Source organism: Roseateles chitinivorans, from assembly GCF_050632235.1.
Classification (GTDB): domain Bacteria; phylum Pseudomonadota; class Gammaproteobacteria; order Burkholderiales; family Burkholderiaceae_C; genus Roseateles; species Roseateles chitinivorans_A.
Window position 1 is genome coordinate 3,308,197 of record NZ_CP192584.1, and the last position, 11,400, is coordinate 3,319,596.

Annotated in this window: 12 protein-coding genes; 2 read left to right on the forward strand and 10 right to left on the reverse strand. The window is 65.2% G+C overall.

Annotated features, from left to right (window positions below):
* Positions 1–62: 62 nt before the first annotated feature.
* Complete coding sequence (locus tag ACQ859_RS15075; RefSeq protein ID WP_431261621.1) at positions 63–626, reverse strand: hypothetical protein; 564 nt, start codon at positions 624–626, stop codon at positions 63–65.
* Positions 627–903: 277 nt separating this feature from the next.
* Here ACQ859_RS15075 and ACQ859_RS15080 point away from each other — a divergent pair, with 277 nt between their 5' ends.
* The gene (locus ACQ859_RS15080; protein WP_431261622.1) at positions 904–1,275 is read left to right on the forward strand and encodes a YciI family protein; all 372 of its coding nucleotides are present in this window, start codon (positions 904–906) and stop codon (positions 1,273–1,275) included.
* A 163-nt stretch (positions 1,276–1,438) separates the two neighbouring features.
* Here the strand turns inward: ACQ859_RS15080 and ACQ859_RS15085 are convergent, their stop codons facing one another.
* The 7 genes from ACQ859_RS15085 to ACQ859_RS15115 all read right to left on the reverse strand — a co-directional run bounded on the left by ACQ859_RS15085 (position 1,439) and on the right by ACQ859_RS15115 (position 6,258).
* Entirely contained in the window at positions 1,439–1,897 is a 459-nt protein-coding gene (locus ACQ859_RS15085) for a hypothetical protein (RefSeq protein WP_431261623.1), read from the reverse strand.
* 74 nt (positions 1,898–1,971) lie between these two features.
* The gene (locus ACQ859_RS15090) at positions 1,972–2,448 is read right to left on the reverse strand and encodes a hypothetical protein (protein WP_431261624.1); all 477 of its coding nucleotides are present in this window, start codon (positions 2,446–2,448) and stop codon (positions 1,972–1,974) included.
* Positions 2,449–2,647: 199 nt separating this feature from the next.
* Positions 2,648–3,427 carry an ATP-grasp domain-containing protein gene (locus ACQ859_RS15095; RefSeq protein ID WP_431261625.1) on the reverse strand — a complete coding sequence of 260 codons (780 nt, stop codon included), beginning with the start codon at positions 3,425–3,427 and terminating at the stop codon, positions 2,648–2,650.
* 269 nt (positions 3,428–3,696) lie between these two features.
* Positions 3,697–4,080, reverse strand: a complete 384-nt coding sequence (locus ACQ859_RS15100) for a hypothetical protein (protein WP_431261626.1) — start codon at positions 4,078–4,080, stop codon at positions 3,697–3,699.
* A 132-nt stretch (positions 4,081–4,212) separates the two neighbouring features.
* Positions 4,213–4,590: a DUF6794 domain-containing protein gene (locus ACQ859_RS15105; protein WP_431261627.1), complete on the reverse strand. Its 378-nt coding sequence runs from the start codon at positions 4,588–4,590 to the stop codon at positions 4,213–4,215.
* Entirely contained in the window at positions 4,569–5,729 is a 1,161-nt protein-coding gene (locus tag ACQ859_RS15110) for an IS30 family transposase (RefSeq protein ID WP_431261628.1), read from the reverse strand. The genes ACQ859_RS15105 and ACQ859_RS15110 overlap by 22 nt, the downstream gene beginning before the upstream one ends.
* Before the next feature lie 160 nt (positions 5,730–5,889).
* Positions 5,890–6,258, reverse strand: a complete 369-nt coding sequence (locus ACQ859_RS15115) for a glyoxalase superfamily protein (protein ID WP_431261629.1) — start codon at positions 6,256–6,258, stop codon at positions 5,890–5,892.
* Positions 6,259–6,401: 143 nt separating this feature from the next.
* On the opposite strand from ACQ859_RS15115, the gene ACQ859_RS15120 reads away from it, so the two are divergent.
* Positions 6,402–6,908 (forward strand): HD domain-containing protein, encoded by a 507-nt coding sequence (locus ACQ859_RS15120; protein ID WP_431261630.1) that lies wholly within the window; start codon positions 6,402–6,404, stop codon positions 6,906–6,908.
* Between the two features lie 117 nt (positions 6,909–7,025).
* Here ACQ859_RS15120 and ACQ859_RS15125 read toward each other — a convergent pair whose 3' ends face one another.
* Entirely contained in the window at positions 7,026–7,295 is a 270-nt protein-coding gene (locus tag ACQ859_RS15125; protein ID WP_431261631.1) for a hypothetical protein, read from the reverse strand.
* 61 nt (positions 7,296–7,356) lie between these two features.
* Entirely contained in the window at positions 7,357–11,034 is a 3,678-nt protein-coding gene (locus ACQ859_RS15130; protein ID WP_431261632.1) for an RICIN domain-containing protein, read from the reverse strand.
* Positions 11,035–11,400: the final 366 nt, after the last annotated feature.

Sequence of the window (11,400 nt, forward strand, 5' to 3'; positions counted from 1 at the left end):
GTGGGTGATGAAGTAGCAGTGGCTCATTGGGCTTTCGGCTCTCCGAGGACGATCAGCGGGCGTCAAAGCACGCGTTTCAGCGCGGCGCCGGACAGCGTGTTCAGCTCTGCCGCGGCGGCCGGCGTGAGGAAGTACAACACCATCGCCTGGCCGTTGTCCTTGAAGTAGAAGAAACGGTCCTTCGTCTCGAGATCGCCCAGGATGGCGGCCACGATCTTGGGATCGGCCCAGTCGTCCTGGACCTTGGGCTTCCAGTGACGGGCCACGCCGTCCGGACGGGTGTATTTCAACCACGCCACGCCGGTCCGGAGATCGACGAAGTCGGACAGCTCCTTCATGTGATCGCGCGAATGGCCGGCGACTTCACAGCAGCGCCGCACGATCCGCTCATACGAACCGGTGCCGGTGATGCACTCGAGATCGAAGTTCCAGACGCGGGAGCAGAAGGGACGGCCCCATGGCTCGCGCTCGATCTCAACGCCAAAGACGAACAGCAGCAGATCGAAAGGGCGCTTCTCGTATTCCTCACGGCTGAAGGAATGGAGCAGGTCGTCGATGGTGACGCCTTCGTTGAGCGTCAGGCCAAGGCGCTTGAGTGCTTGAAGTTGCTGTTCCAGGGTGGACATGGCGGGTTTGGAGAATGTCTTCGTCACCGCCGCCAGCGAGGCGGCGGCGAGGAGCGCGCGGCGAAGGAAGGACATGATGTTCGCAAGCAAGAAGGGACTCGCCGTTCAGTTCGGTCCCACTTTAGCCGTACTCCGAAGGGCAGCGCCGGAGCGAAGGCAGGGGAAATCCGCCAGCGTGGTCGAGCCCCCGAGCGCCGTGAGAAAGTCTTCGGGACACTGTCGATCTTCGCTGCTGTTCTTCGTCGTCAGAGCATCACCACCTTCCAAAGGACCTCTCGTGAAATACCTCGGCCTCGCCTACTTCACTCCTGAAAAATTCGCCGAGATGGCGCCGGACGACATCAAGGCGCTGGTGAGCCAATGCCCGCCGCTGGACGAGCAGATGCGCGCCACCGGCAAGGTGCTGGTGTCCGCGTCGCTCGGCGATCTGGACCGGTGGAAGACGCTGCGCCCGCAAGGCGGCAGGACGCATGTGACCGACGGCCCGTACACCGAGTCGAAGGAAGTCGTCGGCGGACTGTTCATCATCGAGGCGGACAGCCCTGAAGAGGCCCAGCGCATCGCGTCCATGCATCCGGCCGCCACCCTGGGCGAAGCGGGCGGATGGGCCGTGGAGCTGATTCCGATGGACTTCTATCTGAGTCGCTGAGGATCTCAGTGCGCACCTCAGGTACTCATGAGTGGGTGCTTCGGCCGGCATTGATCAGCGTGGCAACAGCAGCCGCAGACCTGATGCGCGCTGGCCGTTTTAGTCTGGAAGCGGGCGTCGTCGAACCTGACCGGACTGCTTCGACTCCTGAGCGTGCACCGCGTTAGGTACTGCTACCTTCAGGGTCCACCGCTATCTCGAGAGGAATCTTGATGTAGTTCACCCCGCCGTCCGTCGCCGGTTGCCGCTTAAGTTCCTCTAGCGCATATCGAATGCGCATCTCAGTCCCCACCCGGAACAGGCGACGGTGGGACTTCTCGTTGACCACGATTCCCTCATTTATCAGCGTGCCGTCGGCAAGCCGCATAGAGAAGGTGTTTACCTGGTCGCCCCGCCGTGCATCCTGCCCGGCGAAATGCAGACCCTCAATCGTTCCGTAGAGCGTCTCCGTTCGAATGGAGCCGCTGTCTATGTTGGACCACCATTCCGGAGACGCAAAGAGACCGTGCGCGCCGCGAAGTCCAAGCAGCGGCCTGTCCGAATTCATCGTTAGAGCCTGAGTCTTCGCAACTCGCTCAGGGTTGGCAGCGAGATCGAGCGCCAGGGAATAGACCACTCGCATTGGTTGGTTCAGTAGTTGGCCGCCACCGATGTTAAGGGTCTGCTCGCTGCGGCGTTGATTTCCGGTTCAGGCGATCACGCCTTCGGCGGCTTCCATTCAGCGCAGCAGCGTTTGAATGCCTCTCGCTTGGCTGCGACGAGCTTGATGGCGCGTTCAATGGAATCAGTACAGTGATCTGCGAAGACCAAGCGTTGCTGCAGGCCGCGCTCCAGTAGAGACTGCAACGCTGTCTCACAGCCGGGACCGGTGACGATGACCAGCGGGAACGGACAGTCCACCGGTGGCTGACGACCGATGCTCAGCACCCAGGCCATTTCATCTCCACCACGGTAGTGCAGACCGCTGAAGTCAAGGATGATGCCTTCGCTGTACCAGGCCTCATGCGCGGCCTTGGCCGTCGCCAGGATGTATAGCGCGTCGCCACGCGCCTGATACTCGCCTTGGTAGGACACCACCTTGAACTCCGGCACGCGGAACTTCTGCGCAGGAGGTAGCTTCACATCGTGGACCAGCGCGCTGATCTGATCGAGACGAACGGACGTGAATTGCATGTTGGACTAGAGCAGCGGTCAGGACCCACGGTCCCTGGTGAAGAACTCGGCTCGGCGTGGCAGCCCTGTGGGGCCTCGAAGAGGCTCTGGTTTGGCTGGCAACGCCCGGCCAGGGGCGGTGTCTAGCGCCCGCTTCCACTGCGATGCAGCCGCACCTTCGGTCTGGAAGCGGACGTCGGCTAGGAGCAGCTCGGGGGCATCAGGGACGGCTTGGCAGGCTGTTCACCGCGTCGATGATGGCGCCGACGTTGCAGGCGTAGAGGCCGGCAGAGTTGGCCGAGTTCAACTCGATGACTTTCGGGCCAACGGGAGTCTCGGCCAAGTCGATGGTGAAGGCGTCGTTCGGCTTCCAGTGGGCCACACAGGCTCTAGCGAACGCCTCCACCTCCGCAGGTACGGTGGGGCTTGATGCGACCCGCTCTCCGGTCTTGTATCGGGAGCCGGTCACCACTTCGCCTCCAACCACGAAGAATCGGTACTCTGCGGCAATGTCCGTCAGTGGGGCGGCCACGATGCGGTCCGCGAGGCGCAAAGTCACGTCCTTGTCTTCCGAGACCTCAGAAACTCCTTGGCGGAAGGCCTCGAACTCGCCCCATGACATCACGGTTCCGGCGAAGGACTTGTTGTCCAGAACTGGCCGCACAAAGAAACGCTCAGCAACCATGGGCATCTCCTCCAAGGTCGCGCAGACGGCGCCGTAGTTCAGGGCCAACTCGCCGTACCTCTCGAGCATCAGTTCGTAGTCCAGATTCTCGTCAAAGTAGCCGGGCACCCAACCCTGGTCCTTGGCGACAGCTCCAAGGCCCGTACTGCCGTACACGAACACTGGCCCAGCAGGTGTGGGCATCTCCCCATCAATTTGGTGGAAGAACGGAACGAGGCGCACGAGCGTGTGCTCGACTTGGCGCTCCACCAACAGCCGTCGAACTTGGTCGAGCGTCGTTGGGTTGATAAGATTTTCTTGAACTATCCAGTGCATGGCAATCGGCTATTCGCAGGCCGGAGCAAGTCTAGGTGATCGACCGCATGTCGCGCCCGCTTCCGCTGCGTTGTCACCTCGGCTTCAGGCTGCAAGCAGCCATTTGCGCGAACGACCTAGGCGAAAGCAAGCGGGGCAACTGGTTGCCCTCGTCGTCCTCGTTCACTGAGTCAGCCTCCATGCGAGTGAACCACGCACTGTGCGCGTCCAACCAGATGACTCGCTCCTACTGAGTTTGACGGTGCTAGCGATGGCATGCACGTGACGCCTCAATAGCAGCGAACGATGGCGTCAGGTCGGCGCGGAAGCGTAAATGGCCAGATGCGCTCGATGCGTTCGGCGTCGAAGCCAGTCGCATCGATGAAGTCCGCAAGCATTCGAGGAACATAGCTCTCCAGCGGCTCGGACGAGATGGCAGCTCGAATCGCGATCTGCCATTCCGGCACCTCGTTCCGGCAGACCACAAGGAACTGCTCGCCAGAGCTGCTCTTCACAGCGCAGACCTCGCATTCAGAGATGTCGTCCTTAACCTGCTCGAACACAAATCCAAGTTCGCGTGAAAGTTCGACCTGAGTGAGCGTTGTAGTTGCAAGATCTTGAATAAGCGGATGCTTGCTTTTCAATTCGGCAAGCGGCACGAGTTGATAGGGCATTGCGGCTGGCGATGGCCAGGAAAAAGTATGGGGGCCACCCGATGATGCCACCAGGTCCGCGCCGGCGGCATCGCGGCGGTCGGGTTCAAGCTGACAGCGGACGCCGCACGATGCCGCTCATCGCCGGGCGCTTCATGAAGAGTCTTTGCCGACGTTCGCTTCTTGCCACAGCGCGCTAATCAACGCACTAGAGGCAGAGTCAGCGTCCAACGCTGGTCCGGCCGGCACCTCGAGGGTCATGTCATGGAAGAGACCAGTCGCGTCGTCGTTCCACAGCCCCAGGGCGCTTCGAATCTGGTGCCCGAGGGTGACGTGGAGCGTCCAAATCGCCTCCTCCAGTGACTTTGACCGAAGAGCCACCGCGTCCTCTTCAGTCAGTAGCTGCCTGGCGAGAGCAAGTGCGTCTTCGAACCGACTCGGGGGGCTTGAGATGGGGTGATTCATGACGATCAAGCGTACCGCACGAACAACCGCTTCCGCTGGCGGATTCAACCGGTCATCGCAACACATTCGCTGAATCGCTCAGCGGGCGTTTGGAAGCCGAGCGTCTTGCGCGGTCTCTCGTTCAGTTGTCTGGCGATCGCGTTGAGCTGGTGTTGTGAGTAGCCCGAGATGTCGATGCCCTTGGGCAGGTACTGCCTGAGCAGCCCATTGGTGTTCTCGTTGCTGCCCCGCTGCCAGGGGCTTTGCGGGTCACAGAAGTAGACCTGGATGTCGGTGGCCATGGTGAACCGCTTGTGCCCGTGCATCTCAGTCCCCCGGTCCCAGGTGAGAGATTTGTAGAGCTCCTGCGGCAGCTTGCGGGCATGCTTGATGAGCGCATTGACGACCGTCTGCGAGTCTTTGCCGTCCAGTTTCACCAGCATCACATATCGTGTCTGACGCTCAACCAGCGTCGCGATCTGGCTGTTGCCGCTGCCGAAGACCAAGTCCCCTTCCCAATGACCAGGTACGGCCCGGTCCTCGGCTGAGGCTGGCCGCTCGCTGATCGACACCGCGTCGACGATCTGGCCATGGATGACCGTCTTCTGCGTGTAAGAGCGAGAGCGGCGCATGCCGCGCGTGCGCCGTAGGTGCTCCAGCAGCTCTTTCTTCAAGGCGCCGCGCGCTTGAATGAACAGGCTGCGATAGATCGTCTCGTGTGACACGTGAAGGCTCTGGTCGTTCGGATAAGTATGCTTGAGCCAGCCAGCAATTTGCTCTGGCGACCACAGCATCCGAAGCAGGTCCGCCACGATGCCCGCCAGCGCTCGGTTCTTGGCTAACTTGCAGAGCTTCGGGCGTAGGGCGCGCGCCCAGGTGGCCTGGTCTGCCGAGGTTGCCCGATAGTCCTCCTGGCCGCCGTTGCGATGAATCTCACGGCTGATGGTCGACGGCGCTCTCCCGAGGCTGGCGGCAATTGAACGCATCGACTGGCCGACCGTCAGCGCACGCGAGATTTCTTCTCGTTCTGCGAGCGTCAGCGCGGTGGCACCGCGGCGACGCTCGGGCGGTCGAATGCCACCCGTCTTCGACAGGATGTTGTGGATCGACGTGTGCGGCCGATCAAACAGCTTGCCGATCTCATGGAGCGTCCATCCGTCCTTCCAGCGCTCCCACATCAATGCCTTTTGAGCGGCGGTGTAGTACGTCCGTGTCCGGTACTTCATCTGCAACACTCCTGCTGCCTGAGCAGTGGTTAGTGTGTTGCGTCGACCGGTTGAATCCGCCCTGTCAACCGGCCATTCGCGGAGCCTCGATCGTGCTGCTGAACCTGATGTCCAGAGCCGCCGAAATGCGCAGCCTCCGACGCGCGCCTCGCGCGTTGGATTAGGTGCTGATAGCGTTCGTGAACGTCAACCGGTTCCCGAACGGATCCGTCACCGAGACATCCCTGGAGCCCCAGGGCGTCTCCTCCAGCCCGGGGCGGGCGTAGCCGTACTGGCGGGCGCTCAACTCCGCGTGGAAGCCGTCGATGTCGTCGGTCTCGATGCGCATCGCCGCGCCCGGGCAGGCATCGCCGTGATGTTCCGACAGGTGGAGCACGCACCCGTCCCGGGAGACCTGCAGGTAGAGCGGCAGGCCCGGCTCGAAGCGGTGATCCCAGTCGACCTGGAAGCCCAGGAACTCCACGTAGAACTCCAGCGCCTTGGTTTCGTCGAAGATGCGCAGGATCGGGGTGGTCTTGGCGAATTTCATGGACGCGATCATCTTCGCGCCGGCGCGCAGTGCCAATCACGCGTAAGGGGGACGGTGTCGGAGGCGAATCCCGCCGGCGGCCCGCAATGCGTCCTGTGCCCTTGCGCGGAACGTGCCTGGCCTCGTCGCGGATACTCGACGTCATGACGATCTCCACCCCACATCAAGCGCGAGCCTTCGCCGCGGCTGCGCACGGCGAGCAGATGTACGGGGTGCATCCCTACGTGCACCACCTGGACGCCGTGGCCGCGATCGCCGCGCCTTTCGGCGAGGCGGCGGTCGTCACCGCCTACCTGCACGACACGGTCGAGGACACGCCGGCGACGCTGGCGGAGATCACCGATCTGTTCGGGCCGGAGATCGCCGCCTGCGTGGCGCTGCTCACCGATGAGCCCGGCGCCAATCGCAAGGAGCGCAAGGCGAAGACCTACGCGAAGCTGGCCCTGGTCACCGGACCGCAGGAACTCGCGTTGATCGTGAAAGCGGCGGATCGACTGGCCAACGTCAGAGCCTCCGTGGCGGACCACAACGGGCGCACGCTCGACGTGTATCGCGGCGAGCATCCGACGTTCCGGGCGGCCGCCTATCGGCCAGGGCTCTGCGATCCGCTGTGGGTGGAACTGGATGCGCTGTTGTCCGGCGACGCGTAGGACCAGGCAGGCATGCAGGACCTCCGCGGTCCCTGCGGTGGCTGTCGTTGAGAGCGTCGAGCGGAATCAAACCGCTCAGGAGGCCGCGAAGCAACGGGGACCATCGACACGTTGCGCTCAGGCCATCAGCCAGGACCTGAGTCGATCGAGGATGGCCTCCTCGTCGAGCCCGATCACCGCCACCTCGTGCAGACGCTCCTGGCGCTGGTCCGGCAATGCCCGCCAGAGCGTGATCCAGCCTTCGCGATGGTCGCAGACCACTTCGAGGCGGTCCTTGCGCGTCTGGATGTGCGCACGCCAGTTCCCGAAGAATCCCGGGTGGTCTTCGAAGACAAGCACCTCCGCACCTGCGCGGCGGATGCAGTCATAGAGGGCGGCTTGTTCCATGCGCTGATTCTGCCGGCGTCAATGTCGACGTCAACGTCGCCAGCCGCCCCCGTTCACGCCCTCACTCCCGCCACATCCTCCCCGCCCAGTCCGAGAAGGTCTTCAGGCGCTGCGCTTCCGCGCCGTGGTTGCGCGCCGAGATCACGCTCCAGGTGATGTACTGCTCGCCGGTCCAGTCGACCCATCCGCCCACCAGGTGCGGCTGGCCCTTGCTGGTCAGCGGCAGCGGCGTGCGCTTCGCGTCGAGGCAGAAGCGGAAGCCCGACTTGATCTCCGGCTCGCTGCCGAACAGCGCGTTCGGGTCGCAGCGGCGCCATTGCTCGTAGGTCGTGTTGGCGTACATCGCGTTGTAGAGCGAGATCGAGCTGTTGATGAACTGCAGGTGCAGCCCCGGCGTCACGTCGTCCAGCAGCCGGAAGCGCGACTTCTCCCAGCTCTCCGGACCGCGGTCGACCACCTCGCCCACGCCCAGCTTGTGGATGGCCAGCGAGGCACGGCTGCGGTGTCCTTCATTGCGGAACAGGTCCGTCGGGTAGGCCGGGTCCGGCTTGCTGAAGGACAGGGTGGTGTTGGCCAGCTGCGCGAGCTTGGTCCGGACCTGGAAGTAGCGCGCCAGGTGCGAGGCCGACACCTGTGACGGCGCCTTCGCCGTCATCAGGTCGTCCACGACCGCCGTCGTGAAGCCCATGTGGTACGGCCAGTCCATCGGGCCTTCCGACGCGCCGGACCAGCCCGGGTTCACCGTCATCTGCAGCTGGTACCACTGGTTGGTGCGGTAGTACGAGGTCAGTCGCGGCTCCCACGAGAAGTAGAACTCGCGCTTGCCCTGCGGCGTCTTCTCGTCGACGTACAGCATGTGCGGCGCCATGTAGAACACGCTGGGCCAGCTGAAGGGCCAGCCGCGTTTCTCGCCTTCGCCCACCCACTTGCCGCTCGAATTCTTCTTGCCGCGGAACCACGAGGCCTGGCCTTCGAGGCCGTATTCCTGCGCCAGCTCCCACTGCTTGACGCCCATCCAGTGGATCATCCCGAACATGGCGCGCTCGATGAACGCCTCCTTGCTGTAGCCGGCCTTGGCGTTCGGGTACAGCGCGCTGGCCGCCGACTGCGTCGAGGGTGACAGCAGCGCCTGCAGCTTGCGGCCGCCGATCTCGGCGCCGTAGGGCTGCGACGGATTCGACGACACGCGGCTGCCGCGTCCGCCGCCGACGAAGTCCAGGATGCGCATGCCCGGATCGGTCAGCCAGTACTGCGCGCGTTCGCGCTGGTCCGGCGTCAGGTGGCTCCAGTCGCCGTACACGCCGTTCGGATTCTTGTTGGCCGCCAGCCAGTCGGCGATGCGCTTGACCACCTTGATCGGGTTGGAGCCGGTGTCGCCCTGGGTCTCGAACAAGCCCTGACCCTGGCCCGAATCCGGCGTCCAGATGTCCAGCGGATGCGTGATCGGCAGCCACGCGTTCCAGTCGGGCAGCTGCAGCGGGATCGGCATCTCGCGGGTGTTCAGCACCTTGCCCGGGCTCGGATCCATCGCGGCGTCGAGCTCGGCCTGCGTCACCGCCGCCGTGCTGTTGGCCGCCTTGCCGGCGAAGACGTTGACGAAGGACTTCGCGTCCGGCAGCACCGCGTCGAGGCCGGCGCCGGCGGCCCATTCGACGACGGGCCGGCTGTCCAGCCCGGGGCCGGGCTGGTACGGCGGATTCCACGGCGTGGCCTGCGGCACGTGCGGGACCTGCGTCAGCGCCGCGCGCAGGTAGGCGGAGATCTGCCGGCCCTGCGTCTCGCTCAGCCCGTGGAAACGGGCGCGCTGGACGATCGAGTTGTCCGAGTAGTTGAAATACTGCAGATCGCGACCCGTCGCGGCATGGCAAGACGCGCAGGCGGCGCGCATCTTGGTGTTGACCACGGGTGACTTCAGCAGCAGGCCGGACGCGTTCCACAACGCCTTGCCCGCGTCCGCGTCGGCGGTCCACACACGGCCCGCCTGCTTCTCGGCGGCGATGTCGGCCCAGCGGCGCGGGTTGGTCGCGAGGTTGCGGCCGCTCGCGTCCTGCAGCTGCAGGTCGAGGATGCGGAAGCCGTTGGAATTGCCGTCGGTGCCGTTGAAGCGGAACTCGATGCGGTTGGTGGCGGGACTCGCGACCAGGCGCGCACGCACGGTGCTGTCCAGCGGCACGCGGAAACGGATGGTCAGCAGCCCGCCGTTGACGCCGCCGTGCGAGCGCTCGACGTCGTCGAGCTGGACGCCGGTGTCGCTGATCGGGATCCACGCCGCCGCGCTGGTGTTGTTGGCGTTGGCGGCGCCGATCACGCGCAGGCTGCCGGCGATGGCCGTCAGCGGCTTGCTGAGCGCCTCGAACTCCGGCGAGTTGTAGAAGCCGCAGCGGTGGCAGCGCACCACCAGCTGCGTCGCGGTGGCGAGCGAGGCGGCATCGAGCGACAGCTCGGCACCGACGACGGTCGGTGCGTCAGGAGAGCCGGCGCCCAGCACCTCGATCGGCAGCGTCAGCGTCGGCGCGGGGCCGGGGGCCGGCGCGGGACCGGGCGCCGGTGCGGGTCCCGGCGGCGGGGCCGGCGGCGGCGGAGGAGGGGGCGGCGGAGGTGGCGTCGGCGACGGGGCCGGCGCCGGAGGTGGCGTGGGCGACGGCGCGGGGGCAGGCGGCGCCGGCGTCGGTGCCGGGCCTTGCGCGTCCGTCTCCTGCAGGCGCCAGCGCTGGTTGTCGCCGTTGCCGCAATCCCATTGCTGGATGCGGCCGCCGGCGGCAACGCTGAACTCCTTCACGTCCAGGCATTTGCCGGTGTGCTTGGCGGCGATGTTGAACGCGTCGCCCTTGGCCGTGACGGCGAAGCGCTGGTTCGCGCCGGCGCCGTAGCTCCATTGCTGGATCAGCGCGCCGTTCACGGTCGAGATGTCGCTGACATCCAGCCCCTTGCCGCTGTTGACGTTGCGGAAGGCATAGCTGCCATCGGCCGCGGCGCTGACCTCGAAGCGCTGGCTGGCCGCAGTGCCGCAGGCCGCCAGCTGCGTCTTCGCGCCGTCCGCCGTGCTCGCGCCTTCGATGTCCAGGCACAGGTTCGACTGGACGCCGCGCACGGTGTACTGGCCCACGGGCAGCAGGCCTCGCGTGGCCGACGCACGCGGATAGAGGAAGAACTGGTGCACCGCCTCCGCGGTGAGGCAGCTCGCCTGCTGGATCTGCACGCCGTTCGCCACCGAGCGGCCAGGAAGGGTCAGGCACTTGCCGCTGGACACGTTGACGACCCGGACCCGGTTGCCGTTGGCGCGCCACAGGCGGAAGCGCTGCGTGTCGGCGTCGCTGTTGCTGGCCTGCTGGATCGCCGCGCCGTCGGCGCGCGAGGCGCCGGCCAGCTCCAGCACCTTCGAGGTGCCGGCGTTGGTCAGCTTGTAGAAGCCGTTGTTCTGCACGCTCAGGTCGAAGGCCTGGTTGAGGCTGTCGCCGCAGGTCGTCTGCTGGACGCGCCCGCCGTCGGCCGCGGCGGGCACCGCCTCGACGCACTTGCCGGTCAGCGCATTCATCAGCACGTAGCGGCCCGCCGCGATCACCGGCGACGTGTCGGGCGCGAGTGCTTCGGCCGTGGCGCGGTCGTTCGTGGCGGCGGGCGTCGCCGAGTCCGGCGAGTCGGCACCGCCGCAGGCGCTCAACAGGACGCTGACGGCCAGCGCGATGGTGGTCGGCGCGGCCTGGAGCAGGCCGGAACTCGGACGGGAAAGCTGGCGCATGGGCGTGTCTCGCGAATGGTGGTGTCGGCTCGATGACCCGAATCGATTCGATTTTTTCTGCGACGTGAAGGCGGCGCTAAGCGGAAGTCGCAAGAGCTGCAATCAGCGGTAAGCGGGGAGGGCGGCGCTACCTCTGCCGAGTTAGGCGCGCGGTGGTCACGGACGTCTCCGTGCACGCCAGACACGGATTCGTGGTCGGGAACCGTGACCGGAATTTGAAGGAGGGATGACCGTGCGGTGTGGGCGTGGGCTCATTCACAGACGACGGGCTTTTGCGGGGGAGGGGCCATGACACAGATGGAAACAGTCATCGGCCGCTGACTACATTGCGGACCGGAAGACGCAGCCCCCGTTCCGAGGTCGGCA